Below are 21,817 nucleotides of genomic sequence, written 5' to 3' on the forward strand. Positions count from 1 at the left end.
ATATCGGCTGCTTCGGACGCATCGGACAAGGGTGGATCTCCTTGTCCGCCACTACGTGCCTCCACAACCCCCACCGCGCCGCTTCGCGTCGCGGTCGCCCCCTTGACTCAAGGGGGCTGAAAAAACCGCTCCGCCGATCAGGCCGCCTTGGCAACGGCGGCGACGGCCTTGCGGGCGCCGTCGTTGATGTCGTCGGCCGGGGTGATGGCCAGGCCGGATTCGGCCAGCAGCTTCTTGCCCGCCTCGACGTTGGTGCCTTCCAGACGGACGACCACCGGCACCTTGACGTCCACTTCCTTGACCGCCGCGATGATGCCCTCGGCGATCATGTCGCAGCGGACGATGCCGCCGAAGATGTTGACGAAGATCGCCTTCACCTTGTCGCTGGACAGGATCAGCTTGAACGCCTCGGTCACGCGCTCCTTGGTGGCGCCGCCGCCGACGTCGAGGAAGTTGGCCGGCGAGCCGCCATTCAGCGCGATCACGTCCATGGTGGCCATCGCCAGGCCAGCGCCGTTGACCATGCAGCCGATGTTGCCGTCCATGGTCACGTAGTTCAGGTCATGCTCGCTGGCCTTCACCTCGGTCTCGTCTTCCTGCGTGGTGTCACGCATGGCGGCGAGGTCCTTGTGGCGGAAGGTGGCGTTGTCGTCGGAGTTGACCTTGCCGTCCAGCGCGTACAGGTTCTGGTCGTCCAGGATCGCCAGCGGGTTCAGCTCGACCAGCGACAGGTCCTTGTCGTTGAACAGCTTGAACAGCGCGCCCATGATGCCGGCCAGCTGGTTGGACTGCTTGGCGGTCAGGCCCATCTTGAAGCCGATCTCGCGGCCTTGGTACGGCTGCACGCCTTCGACGTAGTCGACGACCAGGGTGTGGATCTTCTCGGGGGTGTTGGCGGCGACTTCTTCGATGTCGACGCCGCCCTCGCTGGAGACGATGTAGGTGATCGACTTCTGGTCGCGGTCGACCAGCAGCGACAGGTACAGTTCCTTGACGATCTCGCCAGCGGTGGTGACCAGCACCTGGTGGACCGGCAGGGCGACGCCCGCGGACTGGTAGGTGGCCATCTTGGTGCCGAGCATCTTGCCGGCAGCGGCCTGCACGTCGTCGGTGGTCTTGCAGAACTTCACGCCACCGGCCTTGCCGCGGCCGCCCGCATGAATCTGGGCCTTGACCATCCAGGGGCCGTTGCCCAAGGACTTGGCCGCCTCGACCGCTTCGTCGGCGCTGGACGCAACGCGCCCCGCCGGAACCGCAATGCCGTAATCGGCAAACAACTGCTTCGCCTGGTACTCGTGGAAATTCATGGATCACCCGGGGAGAAATTTGCCGATAAAGGCTGGGACGCTCCGCGTGGCCGGCAACTCCGGTCTGGCGCGGGCGGACCCCCATTTTAGCGTGTTGCGACGCATCATGCTTCGATCCCGGTCGCATCCCGCATACTCGGGGCATGGCCCCGCCCGACGCCGCGACCGCCGACGCCCGCTCGGTCCACCACGCCGAGATCCGGCGGGAACTCTATTTCTTCACCCTGTACCGGGTGTTCGAGGCCGCGCTGCTGTGCCTGACGGTCTTCGGCCCGGTCGGCGAGCTGCTGGCCCAGCCGCGCCATCCGCAGCTGGCCGCCGCGTTGGCGTTGGCCTACCTGCTGGGGGCGCTGGTGCTGTTCGCCACCGGCCGCCGTGGGGCAGTGGCGGGCCAGGTGGCCACCGGCGTGGCCGGCGACATCCTGGTCACCGCGCTGGCCATGCACGCGCTGCCGTCGCTGGCCTCCAGCATCGCCATGATGCTGCTGTTCAACGTCGGCGCCGCGGCCCTGCTGCTGCCGCTGCGCCGCGGCTTGGCGGTGGCCGGTGCCGCCAGCCTGGCGCTGCTGCTGCAGTACGCCTGGACCGTCGCGGCGGGCGAGGACGAAGGCCGCCCGGCGGTGGAGGTGGTGATGTACGCCACCAGCTACCTGGCCCTGGCCACCCTTACCAGCCTGCTCGGGCGCCAGCTGCGCGCCAGCCAGGCGCTGGCCGAGCAGCGCGGCAGCCAGGTCGCCAACCTGGCCGAAGTCAACGAGCTGATCATCCGCCGCATGCGCACCGGCGTGCTGCTGGTGGACGGCGACGACGAGATTCGGCTCGCCAACGAGGCCGCCATGCTGCAGTTGGGCGACGCCGGCCAGGGCCGACGCCTGCTGGCCACCGCCGCGCCGGCGCTGGAGGCGCGGCTGCGGCGCTGGGAGCGCGACGGCCACAACGACCCCACCCCGATGCAGCTGGCCGCGGATCTGCCCGAAGTGCTGCCGCGCTTCGCCCGCCTGCTGGCCGAGGGCGACCAGGTGCTGGTGTTCCTGGACGATGCCGAGCTGGCATCGCGGCGCGCGGAAAGCCTGACCCTGGCCACCCTGGGCCGTTTTTCCGCCAGCCTGGCGCACGAGATCCGCAACCCGCTGGCGGCGATCAGCTATGCCACCCAGCTGCTGGAGGAATCGCGCGACATCCCCGAGGCCGACCGCCGCCTGCTGGAAATCATTTACCAGCAGACCCGGCGCATGAACGGCATCGTCGAGAACGTGCTGGGACTGGCGCGGCGCGAACGCGCCCAGCCGGAACACGTGGACCTGGGCGAATTCGCGCGCCATTTCGTCGACGACTACCGCAACAGCCACCCGCTCGACCGCGACACCCTGGACGCCCGCACCGACGGCCGCCCGCTGCCCTGCCTGGTCGATCGCCGGCAACTGCAGCAGATCGTCACCGTGCTGGTGCACAACGCCCTGGTCTACGGCCGCATGCCCGGCGAACCCGCGCGCGTGTCGCTGCACGTGCACCGCGACGCCAGGGGCGCGCCGCTGCTGGATGTGATCGACCGTGGCCCCGGCATCCCCGAAGCCGTCGCCGGCCAGTTGTTCCACCCGTTCTTCACCACCTCCAGCCTCGGCACCGGACTGGGCCTCTACATCGCCCGCGAAATGTGCCTGGCCAACCAGGCCGACCTCAGCCACGTCGCCCTCCCCGCCGGCGGCGCCTGCTTCCGCATCCGCCTGGCCGGCGCGCGCGCGATCGATACCGCCTGACCGCGACACGCACGACGCCGCACCGCTGGTTCAGTCGATGCCCAGCTTCTTCAGCTTGTAGCGCAGCGCGCGGAAGGTGATGCCCAGCTGGGCGGCGGCCTTGGTCTTGTTGTAGCGGTTGTCGACCAACGCCTGCTCGATCGCCTTGCGCTCGATTTCCTCGATGAAGCCCGGCAGCGCGCTGGACGCGGACTCGCGTGGGTCGATCAGGCTGGGGTCCATGGTCGCGGCGGCGGCCGTGGCCTGGGCCTGAAGCGACGGCGCCGGGCGCGCCTCGGGCAGGCGCAGGTCGGCGGCGCGGATGCCGTCGTCGTCGGCCAGGGCGAAGGCGCGCTCGAGGATGTTCTCCAGCTCGCGCACGTTGCCCGGGAAGGTGTAATGCGCCAGCGCTTCCATCGCGTCGCCATGCAGCACCGGCCGCAGCCGGCCCTGGGCGGCGGCCAGCCGGCCCAGGATGGCGTCCACCAGCACCGGCAGGTCCTCGCGGCGCTCGCGCAGCGGCGGCACCCGCAGTTCGATGACGTTGATGCGGTAGTACAGGTCGTGGCGGAACCGGCCTTCCTCCACCAGCGCCGCCAGGTTCTTGTGGGTGGCGGACAGGATCCGCACGTCCACCGGCACCTCGGTATTGGCCCCCACGGGGCGCACCGACTTTTCCTGGATCGCGCGCAGCAGCTTGACCTGCATCGACATCGGCAGTTCGGCAATCTCGTCCAGGAACAGCGTGCCGCCCTCGGCCGCCTGGAACAGCCCGGTCTTGTCGGCGTGGGCGCCGGTGAAGGCGCCCTTGCGATGGCCGAAGAACTCGCTTTCCATCAGTTCGGTCGGGATCGCGCCGCAGTTGACCGGCACGAACGGTGCGGCCGCGCGCATGCCCTCGTCGTGGATGGTGCGTGCCACCAACTCCTTGCCCACGCCCGACTCGCCGGCGATGTAGACCGGCGCTTGGCTGCGGGCAACCTTGGTCAGCGTGGCCCGCAGTTCCGCCATCACCGAGGACTGCCCCAGCAGCCGCGAGGCCACCGCCCCGGACATCGGCGCACGCTTGGGCGCGTCCTCGCTGGCCGCGCCCACCGCGGGCGCCAGCTTCAGCGCGTGCTGCACCAGCCCGCGCAGCACCGCCAGATCGACCGGCTTGCTGACGAAATCGAAGGCGCCGGCCTTCAACGCGTCCACCGCCGCCTCCTGGTTGCCGAACGCGGTGATCATCGCCACCGGCGTCTGCGCGTAGAGCTGGGAGATCTCCTGCACCAGCTCGATCCCGGAGCCGTCGCTCAGGCGCATGTCGGTCAGGCACAGCGCGTACTGGTTGCGCTTGAGCAGCGCGCGCGCATCATGCAGCGACGACGCCGTGTCGCACTTCAGCCCCATCCGCCCCAGGGTCAGCACCAGCAGCTCGCGGATGTCGCGCTCGTCATCGACGACCAGGGCACAGATAGGGGCGTTGGGCGGGGTGCTGCGGGCGGGGGTGCTCATAAGTGAAAGCACGATAACCGGTTGCTGCGCCGGGTCCAAGTACGACAAAGCGTGGCGATACCGGGCAATCCAAGTCTCCGCCCCCGCCTCGACGGCGCACGCCCACCCACCCGGCCGCGCGAACCCGGATTCACACCAGCCCATTACCACTTGGCAATCTGCCCGCTCGCCTATCCGGAAACGGAGCCAGCACGCCGGCAGGCACCACGATCCACCTCTGAAATTCCGGATTGGACGACACCAGATTCCATATTGGACGACCATGAAGTCCACATTGGACGGGCATGTAATCCCGCCTCTGCCCACCCACCGCACGATTTTTCACTCTCATGCCCGAAGCCCGCCGGACGACGAACACTGCACCCGGGAACCCTGCCTCGGACATGACCAGCGCGGATCAAGCCCCCCCCCCAGCAAGCCCGAGGCGCACCATCAATTGACTTCAACATCAATTTTCCCGAAACTCTGCACATGGACACCCGGCAACCGGTATTGCCCACCCTGCTGGCCGAGCTTTCGGATCGCGCCCGCGCGCGCGACCTGAACGACGCCCAGTGGGCACAGCGCGCCGGTATCCGTCAGGAAACGCTGTCCCGCCTGCGCCGGCGCAGCGACTGCGACCTCTCCACCCTTCAAGCCCTGGCGCACGCCGTGGGCGCCCAGGTCGCCACCACGGACGGCTTGCGCACTACGCCTGATGGTCTCTTCCCGGCCACGCTGAACCGGGACGACGAGGCGCGCCTGCTGGCACTGGACACCCACCAACCCGACCCGCGCAGCTGGACCAATGCAGGCCCGCGTTTCTTCATGGCCGGGCTGGCGGTGATGCTGGCCGGCGAAACCGGCCGGGACCGGCGCCAGTGGCTGGATCTGGCCGAACAGCTGCATCCTGGCGCCAGCAGTCCCGCCGTATTCGCCCTGTGGCTGCAACGCAGCCCGCTGCGCCCCTCGCGCTTCCTGCCCCTGCTGGCCATGGCGAAGCAGGCGCGCCATGCAGCCTGAACTCCACGCCCGGCCGCAATACCTCGCCGCGCTTGCGGAAATTGCCCGGCGCATCGCCGCATCGCTGGCGAACGTCGCTCCACAGGCCCTGCCCATCCGCATGTACATCGCCGGCGGCAGCGCCCTGCATCTCTATACCGGCAGCCGCGTCACCCGCGATGTCGATGCCGCCTTCTCGCACCGCATCGCGTTGCCGGATGATCTGGAAGTCTCCTATCCGGCCGAAGACGGCAACGCCGCCCTGCTCTACTTCGACCGCAACTACAACGACACCCTGGGCCTGCTGCACGAAGACGCCTACGACAACGCCATCCCCATCGCGCTGCACGGCGTGGACAGGGCGGTTCTGGACGTGCGGCTGCTCTCTCCGCTGGATCTGGCCGTCAGCAAACTCGGCAGATTCTCCAGCCAGGATCGCGAAGACATCCGGACGCTGGCCCGAGCCGGCCTGATCAACGCCGACGCCCTCCGGCAGCGCGCCGAAGAAGCGTTGGGCGCCTACATCGGCAATCTGGACCGCCTGCGGGGCAGCATCGACATCGCGTGCAAGGACATCGCGGCGTACTGAGGCACAATTGCAGGAAGGGCAGACGTTCAGACCTTTCTCTTGCCCTCACAGAAACCGGAAGGAGCGACGCGTCGCGCCGGGCACGCAGTACCGCAGCAGCCCCGAACACTTATGACGCATAACGTCACATGCAGACAAAAAGTGCCATACACTCTCCACGGCTCTGGTGCCGCCAGCCGTGACGGCGGCCACAGAACGGCCACCCATGCCCACTTGTCCGCATTTGGCATGAATCCTGCGTTATAACTTTCGCACGTGCACCGCGCCCCAGGTCGGGACCGGTACCGGCGGGAACGCAGCACGTGAACCACCCAACCAACCCTAGGGGATACACCATGAACAAGCAGCAAGGCTTCACCCTGATCGAACTGATGATCGTCGTCGCGATCATCGCCATCCTGGCCGCCATCGCGCTGCCGGCGTACAACAACTACCGCGTCCGTGCAGCCGAGAACGCATGCCTCGGCGAAGCCAAGGCGTTCATGAACTCGTACGTCTCCGCAGTCAAGGGCGGCTTCTCGACGGCTGCACTCCCGGCCTATACGGCTGCCGCCTGCACCAACACTACCCCGCCGACCGCCGCACAGGTCGAGGCAACCACCGCTACTAATGTCACCTTCAACTCGCAGTCTCCGGGCGTGCGCGATGCCGTTTGCGCGTCGAACTCGGCCACCTGCCGCCTGCAGTAAGGCAAGCTAAGGAGCAGATTAGCTACTGCTCAGTTGGACAAAAACCCCGCCCTTGCAGGCGGGGTTTTTTTAGTTATGCACCACATGGCACGCATCTTGCTCGGACTTATGTGTAGCACTACTTCGGATCTCAGCCATGCGCCGCATAAGTACTGGTTTTACCTTAATAGAGCTGATGATCGTGGTAGCGATCATCGCAATCCTCGCAGCCATCGCCCTGCCGGCGTACAACAACTATCGAAAGAGCGCATCTGAGAACGCCTGCCTAGCCGAAGCCAAGGCATATGCCAACAATGCGCTGGTCATTCTGTATGACGAACAGACCCCGCCTGCCGCAACTCCAAGCGCCTGCGCAAACATCACCGGCGGTGCAAGCATCGGCGACACCGTAACGGGCACGCCACGCACACCCGGCACCCGCACCACCACCTGCCAGATGGACGGCGCCAGCGGCCAGGGCAGCTGCAGCTTGAACTGACCCCCCGCACCGTCAGAACAACGCCTCAGGCTATCCTAGGCAGCCACACAATCCGGGCTGCAACATGGCAGACAAGCCGATCCATTTTTACCTGCTTGCCCTCGTTTGCAGCCTGCTGGTCGCCCTTGTGTTTTGCACGGGACTGGGCGGCGACTTCATTTTCGACGACAAACCGACTTTCATCAGCAATACCGCTGTCCAGATCACCTCGCTGGACGCTGCATCACTGCAACGGGCCGCCTATAGCTTCAACGCCGGCAGCGGTTCACGCGCCCTGCCCATGCTCAGCTTCGCGCTGGACTACTGGCGCGCCGGCCTGGATCCCACCGCGTTCAAGATCACCAATATCGCTATCCACGGCCTGACCATGCTGGCATTGGCCGCATGGTTCCGGCTGCTGCTTGTCATGGCCGGCTGGCCGCCCCGGCGGATCCCATACGCGGCGCTGGCCTTGGCGCTGGCCTGGGCAGTCCATCCGCTGCAGGTCTCCTCCGTGTTGTACGTCGTCCAGCGCATGCAGACGATGGGAACACTGTTCCTCGTGCTAGCACTTTACGCATACCTAAAGATGCGCCAAGCGCAAATTGCCGGCGAGCGCAGCCGCCAATACGGCGTGCTTGTCGGTCTGTGCTGGGTGTTGGCGTTGGCCAGCAAGGAAGATTCCGCCCTGTTGCCCGCCTACACCTTGGCGCTGGAACTCACCGTGCTGCGCTTCAAGGCTGCCAGCCCGGCCATGACCCGTGGCCTGAAGCGCGGCTATCTTGCCCTGACCCTGCTCGGGATGGCCGCCTTCTTCCTGATTGCGGTCCCACATTACTGGTCTTGGGACGCCTATCGCTACCGCACGTTCAACAGCCCGGAACGCCTGCTGACGCAGGCGCGCGTTCTGGTGATGTACCTGTGGCAGGTCGTTCTGCCATTGCCATCGCACATGCCGTTTTACTACGACTGGCTGCAACCCTCGCGCGGACTGCTGCAGCCTTGGACCACCCTTGCCAGCTTGCTGCTGATCCCCGCCATCCTGGGGACTGCCTGGTACTTGCGCCGCCGCCGACCGCTCTTTGCACTGGGCATTTTTCTGTTCTTTGCCGGGCACTTCATCTCAAGCAATATCGTCGGGCTTGAGTTGGCGTTCGAGCACCGAAACCATTTTCCGCTGATAGGGGCTGTTCTAGCGTTTGGCGACCTGGGTTCCATCGCCTTCTCAAAGGTCGGGCTCAAACCCAAATCAGCTGTCGCCATCAGCTGCGCACTCGTCGGAGCGCTGGGGGCCACCACAATGGCTCGCGCCTCCATCTGGAGCAGCCCGATTGGGTTCGCCAAATATACTGCCTCGCTATTGCCGCAATCGGAACGCGCACAAGGGGAGCTATGCCTCGCCTACTTCGATCGCAGCAATGAAAACCCGGACAGCCCTTATTTCGCACAAGCCGTCGCCACGTGCGCCAAAGGGGCAGAAGTCCCAGACGGCGCCACTGCACTCACCAACCTCGTCATACTCAAGACAATCAATGGCAGCGTAACCCAGGTGGATTGGAATCGCCTTTTCGAACGAATGCAGATCGTTACCATGTCCACGAGCAACACTGACGTGGTTTGGCATTTGGTTAGATACTCTAATCGCGACCCACGCGTAAATCCACGCAACGTCACCCGCATCGTAGACATTGTTGACAGTCGAACCGAATTCCGTCCCATGGACTACGCCGCATTAGGCTATTACGCCGCCAAGAACAAGCTGGACGAGCATGCTTTTCGTTATTTCATGAAGGCCGCAGAGGCGGTGAAAAATCGAAATTTCCCGGCAATGTTGGTTGCAGATTTGCGGTCAGAAGGCTACACAGCACTAGCCGACGAGGTGGAAGCTGCAGTCCAGACAGGAAGACTCCCCGCCACCAAACCGGATCTCCCATGAAAGCCGTCATCCTCGCCGGCGGTCTTGGCACGCGCATCAGCGAAGAAACCACGGTACGACCCAAGCCCATGGTCGAGGTCGGTGGCATGCCGGTGCTGTGGCACATCCTCAAGACCTACTCGCACCACGGCGTCAACGACTTCGTCATTTGCCTTGGCTACAAGGGCTACATGATCAAGGAGTACTTCGCCAACTACTTTCTGCACATGTCCGACGTCACGTTCGACATGCGCACCAACCAGTTGGAAGTGCATGAGAAACACGCCGAGCCTTGGCGGGTAACTCTGGTCGATACTGGCAACGAAACGCAGACCGGCGGACGCCTGAAGCGAGTACGTCCATACTTGGACAATGAGACCTTCTTCTTCACCTATGGCGATGGCGTAGCCGATATCGACATCGGTGCGGAACTGGCCTTCCATCGTGAGAAAGGCGCACTTGCCACCATGTGCGCCGTGCAGCCGCCGGGGCGTTTCGGCGCCATCGACATCGAGGACCATCGCATCACCCGCTTCGAGGAAAAACCGGTCGGTGATGGCAGCTGGATCAACGGCGGCTACTTCGTGCTGGAACCCGGCGCCCTCGATTACATCGAAGACGACGACACCATCTGGGAGCGCGCCCCGCTGGAACGACTTGCACGGGATGGGCAACTGTCGGCGTACCCACATCGCGGGTTCTGGCAGCCCATGGATACCCTGCGCGACAAGACCAAGCTGGAAGAGCTGTGGCACTCGGGCAATGCGCCGTGGAAAGTATGGCCCTGAGCCTGTTCGGCGGCGTGTATGCAGGGCGGCGGGTACTGGTCACCGGCCATACCGGCTTCAAGGGCTCATGGCTGGTGCTGTGGCTGCGTCAATTGGGCGCGACGGTCTCGGGCCTGGCATTGGACCCGGACACTCAGCCTTCACACTGGTCGCTGCTTGACTTCGACGACGTTGCCGACTACCGGTTGGACTTGCGTAACGCCATAGCGGTGGGCCAGGTGCTGGACACGCTGCAACCCGAAGTCGTGTTCCACCTCGCCGCGCAGCCTTTGGTACGCCGCAGCTACCGCGCCCCGGCGGAGACCTTCGCCAGCAACGTGACCGGTCTGGTCAACCTGCTGGATGCCATTCGCGGCTGCCCCTCTGTGCGTGTGCTGGTCAATGCCACCACCGACAAGGTCTATGCCGAACACGATGCGCCGGGTGGGTATCTGGAAACCGATCCACTCGGTGGACATGACCCCTACAGTGCATCCAAAGCCTGCGCGGAGCTTGTTACAGACTGCTATCGCAAGAGCTTCTTCAACGCCGCCGATGCATCAACACGGATCGCCAGCGCACGCGCAGGCAACGTCATTGGCGGCGGCGACTGGGCGGAGGACCGTCTGGTGCCCGACATCGTGCGCGCGGCCGACGCGGGGCATGCCCTGCGCATCCGCAACCCGTCGGCGGTACGCCCATGGCAACACGTGTTGGAGCCGCTTTCCGGCTATCTGCGCCTGGCGCAAATGCTCTGGCAAGACCGCGATTTTGAAGGGGCATGGAACTTCGGTCCGCGTGCGGAAGGCGAGACCAGCGTCGCAGCGCTGGCTGCACAACTCGGCGCCAGCTGGCCGGCACTGCGTATCGAGCATGATGCCGACGCACATCCGCACGAAGCCGCCGTGCTGCGCCTGAACTGTGAGAAGGCGTGCACGCAGCTGGCCTGGCAACCCGTCTGGGACCTAGCCACTACGCTTGCCCGCACCGCCGATTGGTATCGCCAGTTCCATGCATCAGGGCAGGTTCAAAGCGCCGGCGATCTTGCGGCCTACATCGACGATGCCCGGCGGCAGGGGCTGGCATGGGTAGGATGACGTTCCATCCCACGCCCATTGCGGGCCTTTGCGAGATCCGGCAGGCTCCATTCGGGGATCTGCGCGGACGCTTTACTCGCTTGTTCTGCGAGCAGGAACTTGCCGCAATCCGCCCCGGACTCCATTTCACCCAGATCAACCTCTCGCAAACCCAGGGCCGGGGTACGCTACGCGGCATGCATTACCAGTTGCCCCCCGCCGCCGAAGCCAAGCTGATCCGCTGCCTTCGCGGGCGCGTGTTCGACGTGGCAGTGGACGTCAGAGCGGGCTCGCCCACCTTCCTGCATTGGCATGCCATTGAACTTTCGGAGGATGGCAACAACGCAGTGTTCATTCCCGAGGGCGTTGCGCATGGCTTCCAAACCTTGAGCGATGAAGCGTGGCTGCTGTACATGCATACCACCCCCTGGACGCCTGCTTGCGAAGCCGGCTTGCGGCACGACGATCCACGCCTGTCCATCGATTGGCCGATACCTGTCACCAACCGGTCTGATCGCGACAGGGGGTACGCGTCGATCGATGATGCATTCACCGGAATCGTGGCATGAAGTGCCGTTTCTGCGGTACCCCGCTGCACGACGTGTTTCTCGACCTCGGCAGTGCCCCGCCGTCCAATGCCTTCCTGCGCGCGGAAGACCTTACCGCGCCGGAGACCTGGTTCCCCTTGCGCCTCTATACCTGCACTGAGTGCCATCTGGTGCAGGTAGACGAAGTGCAGAAGCACGACGCGCTGTTCTCCGGTGATTACGTCTACTTCTCTTCCTACTCGCGAAGCTGGCTGGCGCATGCCGAACGCTACGTCGCCCACGCAACAGAACGGCTGGGTCTGGGCCCGGACAGCCTTGTGGTCGAGGTCGCTGCCAACGACGGCTATCTGCTGCAATACATCAGCGCACGCGGCATTCCCTGCGTCGGCATCGAGCCCACCGCCAGCACGGCAGCGGCGGCGCGCGATCGCGGCATCGAGACGGTCGAGCGCTTCTTCGGCCGTGCGTTCGCGCAGGAGTTCGTGGCGGCGCGGCGCAAGGCCGATCTGGTGGTCGCCAACAACGTGCTGGCGCACGTGCCGGACGTCAATGATTTCGTTGCCGGCCTGTCCGCCGCTCTCGCGGCGGGCGGTACGATCACCCTTGAATTCCCGCATCTGCTGCAACTGGTGGCGCAGCACCAATTCGACACCGTCTATCACGAGCATTTTTCGTACTTCTCGCTTCACACCGTCCAGCGCATTCTTGCCCGCCACGGGCTGCGCGTCTGGGATGCCGAGGAACTCCCCACCCACGGCGGCTCACTGCGGCTTTGGGTCTGCCATGCCGGCGCCGCACAACACGAAACCCCGGCAGTTGCCGACCTGCTTGCGAAAGAAGCGGGTGCCGGAATGCTGGAGATGGGCTACTACCAAGGCTTCCAACACGTTGCCGATCAGGTCAAGAACGATTTCTTGACCTTCCTGCTCGGCTGCAGACGCGACGGCAAGCAAGTCGTTGGCTACGGTGCCGCGGCCAAGGGCAACACCCTGCTCAATTACGCCGGCGTACGCCCCGATTTGCTGGGCTATGTGGTGGATGCATCGCCGCACAAGCAGGGGCGCTACCTGCCCGGCTGTCGCATCCCGGTGGTGGCCGAGGCCAGCATCCGCGATACACGCCCGGACTTCGTGGTGATCCTGCCGTGGAACTTGCGCGAGGAAATCACCGGGCAGCTGGCGTACATTCGCGAATGGGGCGGGAAGTTCGTCACCGCGGTTCCGGACATATGGATCAACTAGCGGATGCGAATCGCCATTACAGGTGCAAGCGGTTTCATCGGGTGCCATGTGGTGCGCGAGCTTGCGGCGCGGGGTATCGAAATCACCGTAGCTAGGTTTGGGCGGCCAATCCCCGGCCTCCCCCTCTCTGCCCGGGAAGTCCCGCTGGACATTCATTCGCCTGCCGCCGATCCGTTTGCTGAGCTGGGAAGGCCTGACATCCTGCTCCACCTGGCTTGGTCCGGATTACCGCATTACGGCTCTCCGCATCACCTTGAAAGCGAACTCCCGGCCCAGTTGGCATTTCTTTCCGCCTGTGTTCGCTCCGGGATCAGGCGCGTGGTCGCGACCGGGACGTGCTTCGAGTACGGACTGGCCCTCGGCGAACTTGAAGAAAGCCACCCGCTCAGGCCCGTTACCCGGTATGGCGATGCCAAGGCGCGCCTGTTCGAAGGGATGTCACTACTGCGTGAATCGGTTCCCTTCGAATTCGCGTGGCCGCGCCTCTTCTACCTGTTCGGTCCGGGTCAATCCGCCAACTCGATCTATTCGCAGCTTCATGCCGCTATCGAGCGCAACGATGCGACCTTCGCCATGTCAGGGGGCGAACAAGTTCGCGACTACCTGCCTGCCGCGGAGGCCGCAACCCTTCTGGTGGACGTCGCCATCCACGCCGGAGATGCGGGCGCCATCAACCTCTGTAGCGGAATCCCGGTGAAACTGGTCGATCAAGTCGCCCGTTGGATTGCCGAATCCGGCTCATCAATCCGCATGGAACTCGGCCGACTGCCGTACCCTGAATTCGAGCCTATGGCGTTCTGGGGCTCGCGCCGTAAACTGAACCAGGTCTTGGGGGGCACGTGACGAGCCGCATTCTCTTCGAGGCCAGGAACGTCCCCGCCTACCAAAACAAGATGTTCGAAACGCGGGAGGCGGCCCTCGCCTGCCCGACTGGCGACGTGGTTATCGCTCAAGACCCTGCCAGTGGGCTTGTCCGAAACATCGCTTACGAGCCGGGCATCCTGAGTTACGACGAGACCTACCAGAATGAGCAGGGAAACTCCGCTCAATTCCGCGACCACCTGGATCAGGTGCTCGCCAAAGTCACATCAGCTTTCGGCTCCCGCGACATCCTCGAAATAGGGTGCGGGAAGGGGCTTTTCGTCGAGTTGATGCGAGACCGCGGGCTACGCGCACGCGGGATCGACGATGCCTACGAGGGCCATGCCCCCTACATTGAAAAGCGCCATTTCGGGGCGGCCGTCGAGACCTGTGTCGATGCCATCGTTCTTCGGCACGTGCTCGAGCACATCCCGGACCCGCAAGGATTCCTGCACCTGATCGCTGCTGCAAACGGCCATCGTGGCCTGATCTACATTGAAGTCCCTTGCTTCGACTGGATCATGCGCAACCGCGCATGGTTCGATGTTTTCTATGAACACGTGAACTACTTCCGCCTCGATGACTTCCACCGGCTTTTCGGCCAAGTAAACGACTCCGGACACCTGTTCGGTGGCCAGTACCTCTACGCCATTGCAGACCTATCATCACTGCGTACCGAACTCCCCGCTTCGGCCAGGATCGATTTCCCGGCGGATTTCACCCGCGCGCTGGATTCATTGGCTGAACAGGCACTTGCAGCGCCACTACGCCGTCGCGTCATCTGGGGTGCAGCCGCGAAGGGCGTGATGTTCTCCCACTGCCTCGGGCATCGCGGCGTGGCTTTCGATGCCGCCGTCGACATCAACCCCGGTAAGCAGGGCCGCTACCTCGCCTCCAGTGGACTCAGGGTGGCCTCCCCGGAGCAGGTGCTTGACGGTCTACCACCCGGCAGCGACATCTATGTCATGAATTCCAACTACCTGCCCGAAGTCTCCGAGGCAGGTGGCAATCTATTCCGGTACATCCCCGTGGACAAGACATGAACAACTTCGAAAGCGAGACTCGGGCACGAGTTGCCCGCAATGCCGCGGACACCGGATTGCAGGAAGCTGCCCGCGGCTTCATGGGTGTTTCGATTCGCGCGCAATACTCGTACAACTATTCCTGGCTTGGCCGCCCGATCATCCAGTATCCGCAGGACATGGTTGCGATCCAGGAACTCATCTGGAAGACCCGGCCCGACCTGATCATCGAGACCGGCATCGCCCATGGCGGCTCGCTGATCCTCAGTGCGTCCATGATGGCGCTGCTGGACTATTGCGCGGCCGTGGAGTCCGGCCAGCCACTTGATCCAAAGGGACCTTGCAGGCGAGTGCTGGGCGTCGATATCGACATCCGCGCGCACAACCGCGAGGCCATCGATGCCCACCCGATGGCACATCGCATCGACATGCTGCAGGGTTCATCCATTGCACCGGACATCGTCGCTGAAGTACACAAGCGCGCGCAGGGACACGAGCGGGTGCTGGTGATCCTGGATTCCAACCACACCCATGAGCACGTGTTGGCGGAACTGGACGCCTATGCCCCCCTGGTCAGCCCGGGTAGCTATTGCGTGGTGTTCGACACGGTGATCGAAGACCTGCCCGCAGGGATGTATCCCGACCGGCCGTGGGATGTTGGCGACAACCCGAAGACCGCCGTGCGCGAGTTCCTTTCGCGCAACTCCGACTTCGTGGTGGACGAAGACATCGAAGCCAAGTTGCTGATAACCGTCGCACCCGGCGGCTATTTGCGCCGCATCTAGCGCCTGTCGTTGATGCAGGTTCTTCAACACCCAACCACGCCGCTCGCCATCATCCAACATGCCAGAAGCCACTCCCCAGAACACGCGCCTGGTCAGCATCGGCGTGCCTGTTTTCAATGAAGCCACGTACCTGGCAATGACGCTCGATTGCTTGCTGGCGCAGGACTATCCGAATCTCGAAATCGTGATCTGTGACAACGCCTCGACCGATGCCACGCCGGAGATCTGCGCCCGCACCGCGGACCGCGACCCGCGCGTACGCGTGCTGCGCGCCGAAGCAAACCTGGGCGCAACGGCCAACTTCCAGCGTTGCATCAGCGAGGCCAGTGGCGACTTTTTCATGTGGGCGGGCGGCCACGACCTGTGGTCCCCGAACTACGTCTCGCAATGCGTGACCGCATTGGACGCGCATCCCACGGCCGTCATTGCCGTGCCTGAATCGAACTGGATCGACGAGAACGGGCAGATCTATGGCTCCAGGGCCAGTGTGCTGGACACCCGCGACATGGCACCACTTGCGCGACTTCTGACACTGCTCTGGGCCAACATGCACCCCATTTACGGCCTTATCCGTATCGAAAAATTGCGCGCATGCGGGCCACTGCCGAACTACCCGGGGGCGGACCTGGTGCTTCTCGCGCGCTTGATTCTGGCAGGGGATTTCGTCCCCGCGCCCATGGCACTTTGGTCGCGCCGCCAAGCGCGCGCGCAGGAGAACTACCGTGACCGCCAACGCCGCTACGCAAGCAGCAAGGTCAAGATCCGCGGCGGACGTTTCCCCTTGCTGAATCTCGTGTACAGGCTCTGGCACGCGGCCTGGTCATCCTCCTTGCCACTGAGCGACAAGCTTGCGTTCACCCTCGCACTTCCGGGCGCGCTTCCTGCCCGTTATCTGATTGCGCGCAGGCGCGTGATCTGAGTCGTGGAAATGGTCGCTTGGCTGCGAAAAGTCGCCACATCCTCGTGGCTGCCCCGGCTCCGCCACGGTTTCATCCCGCTGGCACTGGTCTTTCTCGCCTACTCAGCCTATCGCGCAAAAGATTCCTTGCTGCCGTTATTGACGACAGTTTCGCTTCCACTCCTGCTGCTGGCATCCCTGCTGTGGGGTCTTGCCCAGTGGATTGGCCCGCTGGCCTCACTCGCAATGGCACGCATCCTCGACCTTCGTCTTGGCTACCGTGAGCTGGCACTGATTTCCGTGTTGCGCCTGCCTGCCAAATATCTGCCGGGCGGTATCTGGCAAAGCGTGGCGAGATTCGCTGCCTACCAGCGCCTGGCGATCAAGAACAGCGATTCGATGACCATCCTGATTGTCGAGCATGTGTTCGCGCTGGGTACCAGCATTGCCTTGGGTGCTGCCGTGCTGCTGTTGGCGACTCATGCCGTCAATACCTCGCGCATCGCGGGAGGCCTTCTGGCCCTGGCAATCATCGGCCTGCTGCTTGCCTCCACATGGCTTCGGTACAAGCAGCACCATGCACGGCCCGATTTGGCCTGGATCCTGAAGTTGTCGCTTTCAACCTGCCTGTTCTGGATGCTGGCCGCTGCCAGCTTCTGCATGTACTGGATTGCTGTCTTCGGAAATGACGGCGCAGATCTTCGCTTGGTGGCATCGTCCTACCTGCTGTCTTGGGCAGCCGGGTTCGTCGTCATTTTTTCGCCGCAGGGCTTGGGCGTTTTCGAATGGGTTGCCGCGCACCTCGTGCCCTCGGCACACTCCATGAGTGTCGTCGTCACCGCAGTGGCTGGCTTTCGCATGATCACCATCATCGGCGACTTGTCGGCATGGTCTTTGGGTCTGGTCGTCTCACGCTGCCGTCATCGCGCGCCGGAATCCTGTCCCTGACTCGCGCGGTACGCTCACCGATGACGACCTGATCCGGCTGTATCGCTTGGGTCAACCATCGCGCCGATATTTCAGATTGGTTATCTGCTCCGCCAGCGCCTTGGCGCGATCCTGCGTGAACGGCTTTGCAAACACGCGCCGGTCAGTGGTCAGCAGATGCTTGCTTTCGCGCCGCACGACGCGCGCAAGAAACCGCAGCCGCTGCAGTTGGGCATCGTCGCCCGTCATAACAGAACCCCTTGCCGCTGGGCGATGTCGTGGATGGGTTGGCGCATGAGATTGGGCGCCAACAGCAGCACATCCACCTTGCGTCCGTCCATGGCGCGGCTGGCGCGAGCCGCCAGGCGTGCGATCAGCGGTGCCGGGTGCGCCACCGGGGCATCCAGCTCCAGCAGCAGATCCACGTCGCCGCCGCGGGCTGCATCATCAAGACGGGAGCCGAACAGACGCAGCCGCGCCGACGGGCCGGCCTCTTCCTCGGCCAGCCGCTTCAACGCCCGGATATGCTCCTGGCTCAGCCGCATCGCACGCTCCACGTTGTTTGGGTCAGTCTAGCCCAGCGCACACCGATGGTTCAGCCATCGCGCCTGTAGGTCAGGTTGGTGATCTGCTCCGAAATCAGCCCGATCAGGAAAATGATCACCGCCGCGCTGAACAGCAATGTGCTCATGTTGGTGAGCCTGCCCTGCGTGGCGAAGGTGTAGCCATACCAGCCCAGCGCCGCCAGGAAAAACGCCGCCGCGGTCGGCGCGAACAGCTTCAACGGCGAATACAGGCTGGCGATCTTGAAGATGATCAGCAGGAAGCGCAGGCCGTCCTTAAACGGGCGGATATGGCTGCCGTTGCCCACGCGCTTGGCCACCGGAATGGGGACGTAGGCCACCGGGTAGGCGCTGCGGAAGAACGCCATGGTGCTGGTGGTGGGGTAGCTGAAGCCGTTCGGCAGCAGGTGCAGGAATTCCTTGAACTTGTCCGCGCGCACCGCGCGGAAGCCGGAGGTCAGGTCCATGATGCGGTGGCCGGTCATCCAGCTGGCCAGGCGGTTGTAGAAACCGTTGGCCAGGCCGCGATGCAGGTTGGCCTGGCCGCTGCGGTCGCGGGCGCCCACCACCATGTCGTAGCCGTCGGCGAGTTTTTCCAGCAGGGCGCGGATATGCGCGGCGCCGTGCTGGCCGTCGGCATCCATGAACACCAGCACCTGCCCGCGGGCAGCCCGCGCGCCGCGCTTGATGGCGGCGCCGTTGCCCATGGAGTACGGCGAGGACAGCACGCTGGCGCCAGCTTCGCGGGCGACGCGCGCGGTGTCGTCGGTGGAGCCGTCGTCGACGACGATGATTTCCGCGTCCGGATAGGCCACCCGCAGCGCCGGCAAGGTGCCACGCAGGCCTTCGGCCTCGTTCTTGGCGGGCAGGATGATGCTGAGCGTCGGGTTCCCCATGACGCTAGATTAGCGCGAACGATTGCGGGATCGGGCCGGGGTGCGGCGGACTGCGGTTCTCACTGCCCATACCGGATTCCGTTCTCCCACACCGGGCGCAGCCGCGCCAGCAGACCGGCGGGAATGCGTGGATCGGCGGCGGCGTGCAGGGTATCGGCCATGGCTGCGGCAATCCTGTCCAACGGTGCCTGCGGATCGCGCACGCCGCAGACGTCGCGGCCGAAGCGGCGCAGTTCTTCCGGCAGGGGATAGGCCTTGGAGCGCTGTGCTTTCCCCGACCACAGCCGCAGGGCCATGCTGTGGTCTTCCAGTTCGGGGCCGCCGGGGGAGCGCTGGTAGCGGTAGATGCGCGTGGTGACGACATCGAACATGGGGGCAAGGCGGATGTCGTCGGACACGCCGCGATAGAGCACGCCGAAGTTTTTCAGATGGGCATCGCCATTGCCCACCATGATCGAAAACGCCAGTTGTTCGTAGAAGCGCTGCAGGTCGCGACGATTGCCGGTGATCATGCCCAGCAGCTCGGCGATGCGCTGGTAGCTGCCGTGGTATTTGCGTTCGGACAACGTATCGCGCACGCGCAACCCCATCAGCGACGCCACGTCTTCGAAGCCGAGGCGCTGGCCATCGGCGTCGAAATCGAAGCGCTCCACCAGCAGGAGTTGCCCGTCGTCGCTCAGTTCCACCTTGGCCGCGTCGATGCCGGCACGCGCGGCCGCCGTCATGCACAGATATTCGTTCGCGGTCAGGCCGGGATAGCCTGCGCCGGCGGTTTTCACGATCAGATTGGGGATGGGGATGGTGGCGCGGTCGGGCACCATGATCTTGGGCTGCATGCCGGCCACGCCAATACCGGTGGCAAGGTAGGCACGCACCAGTTCGTCGAACACCTGCACCGTGAACGGCATGCGCAGCAGGGTTTGCCGGGCGATCGGCACACCCGCCGCCGGTGCCGCGCCGCCGGGCACGCGGTAGCCCAGCCGGCCGATGCCGTTGTCGCCGATCAGCGCAAGCAGGCGCATGGCAGTCATCGCCTGCTTGGGGAATTGCTGGCGCAGGCGGTTGAACAGATCGCCTTCCGGGAGATTCTGATCCATTACCGGGAACAGCGCGCCGTCGTGCCAGGTAAGCCGCGCGGGTGGCATCAGCAACCCCACCACAGGCTGGGCCGGATCCGCCTGCAGATATCGGTATTCGAAGCCGGACTGCTGCAGCGACTGCCCAGAGAGACGGCCTGCCACATTCACTTGCAGCAGCTTGATGCGCTCGTCCATGTCCATGTCACTGTCAGTCGTCATCGTCTTCGGCGAAGCGTTGGCGGACTTCTTCCAGCGTGGGCAAACCCAGCGGCTCCAGGCGCAGGGTGTACCCCATGCTGCGCAGCACATCGAGCAACGCGCCGGTGGTGACATCCCGCCCCGTTTCCAGTCGATGCAGCAGATCCCGGCTGCGTCCGGACTGCGCCGCGACCAGGGTTGCCTTCAAGCCCTGTTCGCATCGCGCACCGCGCACGGCCTCTCCCAGATCCAGCAGCGTGCGAATCGGAAGATGCATGACCGAGTCTGTCCTTTAATCGAGCCAATTTACCTGATACATCAAAATGTGTCCTTGAAGCAAGACATATTTGGAACGGGTCAGGAACGGGATCAGGTTCACTTCCTGAGCCGCCAAGCGGCGGAAGTCCGATACCAACAACGGATATGTCCCCCCAGTTCGCGAATATCAGGCCCCCATCGGCCAGTACGGTTTCGGCCGTCTGATGAAAGTGAACCTGACCCCATTGTCGACAAACTCATACATTTCGGAGATTTGTTCTTTGTATTGTATGATCTCAGTATGCTCCCCCGTGCCCTGACCCCAACGCTGCAGCGCCTGGCCCAAGGCTTTCCGGTGGTGGCCATGACCGGGCCGCGCCAGTCAGGCAAGACTACGCTGGCGCGGCGGCTGTTTGCCGACAAGCCGTACGTCAGCCTGGAAGACCCGCAGGAACGTGCTTTCGCCAGCGAGGACCCGCGCGGCTTCCTGGCGCGCTTCGCGCACGGGGCGGTGTTCGATGAGGCGCAACGCTGGCCGGATCTGTTCTCGTATCTGCAGGGCATGGTGGACGCGGATCGGGTGCCGGGGCGGTTCGTGCTGACCGGATCCCAGCAGTTCGGGCTGCTGTCCGGCGTCACCCAATCGCTGGCTGGCCGGGTGGGCATGACCCGGCTGCTGCCGCTGTCGCTGGCGGAGTTGCCGGCTGCGCAGGTAGCCACGCGACCGCTGGATGCGGTGCTCCTGCTGGGCATGTATCCCGCGCTGCATGCACAATCGCTGCGGCCTGCCGACTGGTTTGCCTCGTATGTCGCGACCTACGTGGAGCGCGACGTGCGACAGGTGCTCAACGTGCAGGATCTCTCCGCGTTCCAGCGTTTCCTGCGCCTGTGCGCCGCCCGCACCGGGCAGCTGCTCAACATCAGCGCGCTGGCGGGCGAAACGGGCATCTCCAACCACACCGCGCGCGCCTGGCTGTCGGTGCTGGAAGCCAGTGACATCGTGTTCTTGCTGCCGCCCTACCACCGCAACTTCGGCAAGCGGCTGGTGAAGTCGCCCAAGCTGCATTTCGTCGATACCGGCCTTGCGTGCTGGCTGCTGGGTATCCGCGATGCGGCCACGCTGAGCCTGCACCCGCTCCGCGGCGCGCTGTTTGAAACGCTGGTGGTGGGCGAATTCCTCAAGGCCCGCCTGAATCAGGGGCTGCCACCGGATCTTTATTTCTGGCGCGACAACAACGGACTGGAAGCAGACCTGCTGTTCGAAACCAATGGCAGGCTGCAGCCGGTGGAGATCAAGTCCGGCGCCACTGTGACGCCCGATTACATCCGCGCCGGCCAGAAGGCCGCACGCTTTGCCGGCGAGGAAGCCTTGGCGCCGTGGCTGGTGTACGGCGGCGATGACACTTATGGGCGCAGCGGCGTTCGCGTAATCGGCTGGCGCAGCCTGCCCGCAGCAGCAAGCAGCGCCGACGCGAGCTGACGCCGCAATCCATTGCGATTGCGCACAGCGCCGGCCGGCGGCCGCGT

22 protein-coding genes and 1 pseudogene are annotated in these 21,817 nt (G+C 64.3%); 16 read left to right on the forward strand and 7 right to left on the reverse strand.

Annotated features, from left to right (window positions below; translation table 11 throughout):
- Positions 1 to 137 precede the first annotated feature (137 nt).
- On the reverse strand, positions 138 to 1,307 hold the full coding sequence (gene sucC / locus G582_RS0106855) for an ADP-forming succinate--CoA ligase subunit beta (protein WP_028839205.1): 1,170 nt from the start codon (positions 1,305 to 1,307) through the stop codon (positions 138 to 140).
- A gap of 143 nt (positions 1,308 to 1,450) precedes the next feature.
- Between sucC and G582_RS15805 the strand changes: the two genes are divergently transcribed.
- Entirely contained in the window at positions 1,451 to 3,064 is a 1,614-nt protein-coding gene (locus tag G582_RS15805; protein WP_051246918.1) for a sensor histidine kinase, read from the forward strand.
- Between the two features lie 30 nt (positions 3,065 to 3,094).
- On the opposite strand, the gene G582_RS0106865 is transcribed toward G582_RS15805, so the two are convergent.
- Positions 3,095 to 4,540 (reverse strand): sigma-54-dependent transcriptional regulator, encoded by a 1,446-nt coding sequence (locus tag G582_RS0106865; RefSeq protein ID WP_028839206.1) that lies wholly within the window; start codon positions 4,538 to 4,540, stop codon positions 3,095 to 3,097.
- A gap of 471 nt (positions 4,541 to 5,011) precedes the next feature.
- On the opposite strand from G582_RS0106865, the gene G582_RS0106870 reads away from it, so the two are divergent.
- From G582_RS0106870 to G582_RS0106935, 14 genes and pseudogenes are all read left to right on the forward strand, one after another.
- Complete coding sequence (locus tag G582_RS0106870) at positions 5,012 to 5,542, forward strand: helix-turn-helix domain-containing protein (protein WP_028839207.1); 531 nt, start codon at positions 5,012 to 5,014, stop codon at positions 5,540 to 5,542.
- The gene (locus tag G582_RS15810; protein WP_051246921.1) at positions 5,532 to 6,110 is read left to right on the forward strand and encodes a DUF6036 family nucleotidyltransferase; all 579 of its coding nucleotides are present in this window, start codon (positions 5,532 to 5,534) and stop codon (positions 6,108 to 6,110) included. The genes G582_RS0106870 and G582_RS15810 overlap by 11 nt, the downstream gene beginning before the upstream one ends.
- 335 nt (positions 6,111 to 6,445) lie before the next feature.
- Positions 6,446 to 6,544, forward strand: a pseudogene (locus G582_RS18310) (prepilin-type N-terminal cleavage/methylation domain-containing protein); the annotation flags it as partial.
- 391 nt (positions 6,545 to 6,935) lie between these two features.
- Positions 6,936 to 7,277: a prepilin-type N-terminal cleavage/methylation domain-containing protein gene (locus G582_RS18655; protein WP_028839208.1), complete on the forward strand. Its 342-nt coding sequence runs from the start codon at positions 6,936 to 6,938 to the stop codon at positions 7,275 to 7,277.
- A gap of 64 nt (positions 7,278 to 7,341) precedes the next feature.
- Positions 7,342 to 9,192, forward strand: coding sequence for a hypothetical protein (locus G582_RS0106890; protein WP_028839209.1), 1,851 nt, complete (start codon positions 7,342 to 7,344; stop codon positions 9,190 to 9,192).
- Complete coding sequence (gene rfbF / locus G582_RS0106895) at positions 9,189 to 9,959, forward strand: glucose-1-phosphate cytidylyltransferase (protein WP_028839210.1); 771 nt, start codon at positions 9,189 to 9,191, stop codon at positions 9,957 to 9,959. The genes G582_RS0106890 and rfbF overlap by 4 nt, the downstream gene beginning before the upstream one ends.
- Positions 9,950 to 11,035 carry a CDP-glucose 4,6-dehydratase gene (gene rfbG / locus G582_RS0106900; protein WP_211219313.1) on the forward strand — a complete coding sequence of 362 codons (1,086 nt, stop codon included), beginning with the start codon at positions 9,950 to 9,952 and terminating at the stop codon, positions 11,033 to 11,035. The genes rfbF and rfbG overlap by 10 nt, the downstream gene beginning before the upstream one ends.
- Positions 11,032 to 11,583 (forward strand): dTDP-4-dehydrorhamnose 3,5-epimerase family protein, encoded by a 552-nt coding sequence (locus G582_RS0106905; RefSeq protein ID WP_248642710.1) that lies wholly within the window; start codon positions 11,032 to 11,034, stop codon positions 11,581 to 11,583. Before rfbG ends, G582_RS0106905 begins: the two co-directional genes overlap by 4 nt.
- Positions 11,580 to 12,803, forward strand: coding sequence for a class I SAM-dependent methyltransferase (locus tag G582_RS0106910; RefSeq protein WP_028839213.1), 1,224 nt, complete (start codon positions 11,580 to 11,582; stop codon positions 12,801 to 12,803). The genes G582_RS0106905 and G582_RS0106910 overlap by 4 nt, the downstream gene beginning before the upstream one ends.
- 3 nt (positions 12,804 to 12,806) lie before the next feature.
- Positions 12,807 to 13,646, forward strand: a complete 840-nt coding sequence (locus G582_RS0106915) for an NAD-dependent epimerase/dehydratase family protein (RefSeq protein ID WP_028839214.1) — start codon at positions 12,807 to 12,809, stop codon at positions 13,644 to 13,646.
- Positions 13,643 to 14,707: a class I SAM-dependent methyltransferase gene (locus G582_RS15820; protein WP_038053244.1), complete on the forward strand. Its 1,065-nt coding sequence runs from the start codon at positions 13,643 to 13,645 to the stop codon at positions 14,705 to 14,707. The genes G582_RS0106915 and G582_RS15820 overlap by 4 nt, the downstream gene beginning before the upstream one ends.
- Complete coding sequence (locus tag G582_RS0106925) at positions 14,704 to 15,471, forward strand: cephalosporin hydroxylase family protein (RefSeq protein WP_028839215.1); 768 nt, start codon at positions 14,704 to 14,706, stop codon at positions 15,469 to 15,471. The genes G582_RS15820 and G582_RS0106925 overlap by 4 nt, the downstream gene beginning before the upstream one ends.
- 58 nt (positions 15,472 to 15,529) lie before the next feature.
- Entirely contained in the window at positions 15,530 to 16,390 is an 861-nt protein-coding gene (locus tag G582_RS15825; RefSeq protein ID WP_051246924.1) for a glycosyltransferase family 2 protein, read from the forward strand.
- A gap of 3 nt (positions 16,391 to 16,393) precedes the next feature.
- Entirely contained in the window at positions 16,394 to 17,317 is a 924-nt protein-coding gene (locus G582_RS0106935) for a hypothetical protein (protein ID WP_156880337.1), read from the forward strand.
- Positions 17,318 to 17,368: 51 nt separating this feature from the next.
- Here the strand turns inward: G582_RS0106935 and G582_RS17880 are convergent, their stop codons facing one another.
- Genes G582_RS17880 through G582_RS0106960 form a run of 5 tightly spaced genes read right to left on the reverse strand, consistent with a single transcriptional unit; the run spans position 17,369 to position 20,309 of the window.
- Positions 17,369 to 17,545, reverse strand: a complete 177-nt coding sequence (locus tag G582_RS17880; RefSeq protein ID WP_156880339.1) for a hypothetical protein — start codon at positions 17,543 to 17,545, stop codon at positions 17,369 to 17,371.
- Positions 17,542 to 17,841 carry a nucleotidyltransferase domain-containing protein gene (locus G582_RS0106945; protein ID WP_028839217.1) on the reverse strand — a complete coding sequence of 100 codons (300 nt, stop codon included), beginning with the start codon at positions 17,839 to 17,841 and terminating at the stop codon, positions 17,542 to 17,544. The genes G582_RS17880 and G582_RS0106945 overlap by 4 nt, the downstream gene beginning before the upstream one ends.
- 50 nt (positions 17,842 to 17,891) lie before the next feature.
- Positions 17,892 to 18,755 (reverse strand): glycosyltransferase family 2 protein, encoded by an 864-nt coding sequence (locus G582_RS0106950; protein WP_028839218.1) that lies wholly within the window; start codon positions 18,753 to 18,755, stop codon positions 17,892 to 17,894.
- 59 nt (positions 18,756 to 18,814) lie between these two features.
- The gene (locus G582_RS0106955) at positions 18,815 to 20,053 is read right to left on the reverse strand and encodes a type II toxin-antitoxin system HipA family toxin (RefSeq protein ID WP_211219315.1); all 1,239 of its coding nucleotides are present in this window, start codon (positions 20,051 to 20,053) and stop codon (positions 18,815 to 18,817) included.
- The gene (locus tag G582_RS0106960) at positions 20,043 to 20,309 is read right to left on the reverse strand and encodes a helix-turn-helix domain-containing protein (protein WP_028839220.1); all 267 of its coding nucleotides are present in this window, start codon (positions 20,307 to 20,309) and stop codon (positions 20,043 to 20,045) included. The genes G582_RS0106955 and G582_RS0106960 overlap by 11 nt, the downstream gene beginning before the upstream one ends.
- Positions 20,310 to 20,591: 282 nt before the next feature.
- Between G582_RS0106960 and G582_RS0106965 the strand changes: the two genes are divergently transcribed.
- Positions 20,592 to 21,770 (forward strand): ATP-binding protein, encoded by a 1,179-nt coding sequence (locus tag G582_RS0106965; RefSeq protein WP_028839221.1) that lies wholly within the window; start codon positions 20,592 to 20,594, stop codon positions 21,768 to 21,770.
- The last annotated feature ends 47 nt before the right edge of the window (positions 21,771 to 21,817 follow it).

It is taken from the genome of Thermomonas fusca DSM 15424 (assembly GCF_000423885.1).
In the GTDB taxonomy this organism is placed as follows: domain Bacteria; phylum Pseudomonadota; class Gammaproteobacteria; order Xanthomonadales; family Xanthomonadaceae; genus Thermomonas; species Thermomonas fusca.

Bases quoted from the DNA above. Each gene is read 5' to 3' on its own strand.
- sucC (WP_028839205.1), bottom strand. From the start codon at position 1,307: ATGAATTTCCACGAGTACCAGGCGAAGCAGTTGTTTGCCGATTACGGC.
- G582_RS15805 (WP_051246918.1), top strand. From the start codon at position 1,451: ATGGCCCCGCCCGACGCCGCGACCGCCGACGCCCGCTCGGTCCACCAC.
- G582_RS0106865 (WP_028839206.1), bottom strand. From the start codon at position 4,540: ATGAGCACCCCCGCCCGCAGCACCCCGCCCAACGCCCCTATCTGTGCC.
- G582_RS0106870 (WP_028839207.1), top strand. From the start codon at position 5,012: ATGGACACCCGGCAACCGGTATTGCCCACCCTGCTGGCCGAGCTTTCG.
- G582_RS15810 (WP_051246921.1), top strand. From the start codon at position 5,532: ATGCAGCCTGAACTCCACGCCCGGCCGCAATACCTCGCCGCGCTTGCG.
- G582_RS18655 (WP_028839208.1), top strand. From the start codon at position 6,936: ATGCGCCGCATAAGTACTGGTTTTACCTTAATAGAGCTGATGATCGTG.
- G582_RS0106890 (WP_028839209.1), top strand. From the start codon at position 7,342: ATGGCAGACAAGCCGATCCATTTTTACCTGCTTGCCCTCGTTTGCAGC.
- rfbF (WP_028839210.1), top strand. From the start codon at position 9,189: ATGAAAGCCGTCATCCTCGCCGGCGGTCTTGGCACGCGCATCAGCGAA.
- rfbG (WP_211219313.1), top strand. From the start codon at position 9,950: ATGGCCCTGAGCCTGTTCGGCGGCGTGTATGCAGGGCGGCGGGTACTG.
- G582_RS0106905 (WP_248642710.1), top strand. From the start codon at position 11,032: ATGACGTTCCATCCCACGCCCATTGCGGGCCTTTGCGAGATCCGGCAG.
- G582_RS0106910 (WP_028839213.1), top strand. From the start codon at position 11,580: ATGAAGTGCCGTTTCTGCGGTACCCCGCTGCACGACGTGTTTCTCGAC.
- G582_RS0106915 (WP_028839214.1), top strand. From the start codon at position 12,807: ATGCGAATCGCCATTACAGGTGCAAGCGGTTTCATCGGGTGCCATGTG.
- G582_RS0106925 (WP_028839215.1), top strand. From the start codon at position 14,704: ATGAACAACTTCGAAAGCGAGACTCGGGCACGAGTTGCCCGCAATGCC.
- G582_RS15825 (WP_051246924.1), top strand. From the start codon at position 15,530: ATGCCAGAAGCCACTCCCCAGAACACGCGCCTGGTCAGCATCGGCGTG.
- G582_RS17880 (WP_156880339.1), bottom strand. From the start codon at position 17,545: ATGACGGGCGACGATGCCCAACTGCAGCGGCTGCGGTTTCTTGCGCGC.
- G582_RS0106945 (WP_028839217.1), bottom strand. From the start codon at position 17,841: ATGCGGCTGAGCCAGGAGCATATCCGGGCGTTGAAGCGGCTGGCCGAG.
- G582_RS0106950 (WP_028839218.1), bottom strand. From the start codon at position 18,755: ATGGGGAACCCGACGCTCAGCATCATCCTGCCCGCCAAGAACGAGGCC.
- G582_RS0106955 (WP_211219315.1), bottom strand. From the start codon at position 20,053: ATGACGACTGACAGTGACATGGACATGGACGAGCGCATCAAGCTGCTG.
- G582_RS0106960 (WP_028839220.1), bottom strand. From the start codon at position 20,309: ATGCATCTTCCGATTCGCACGCTGCTGGATCTGGGAGAGGCCGTGCGC.
- G582_RS0106965 (WP_028839221.1), top strand. From the start codon at position 20,592: ATGCTCCCCCGTGCCCTGACCCCAACGCTGCAGCGCCTGGCCCAAGGC.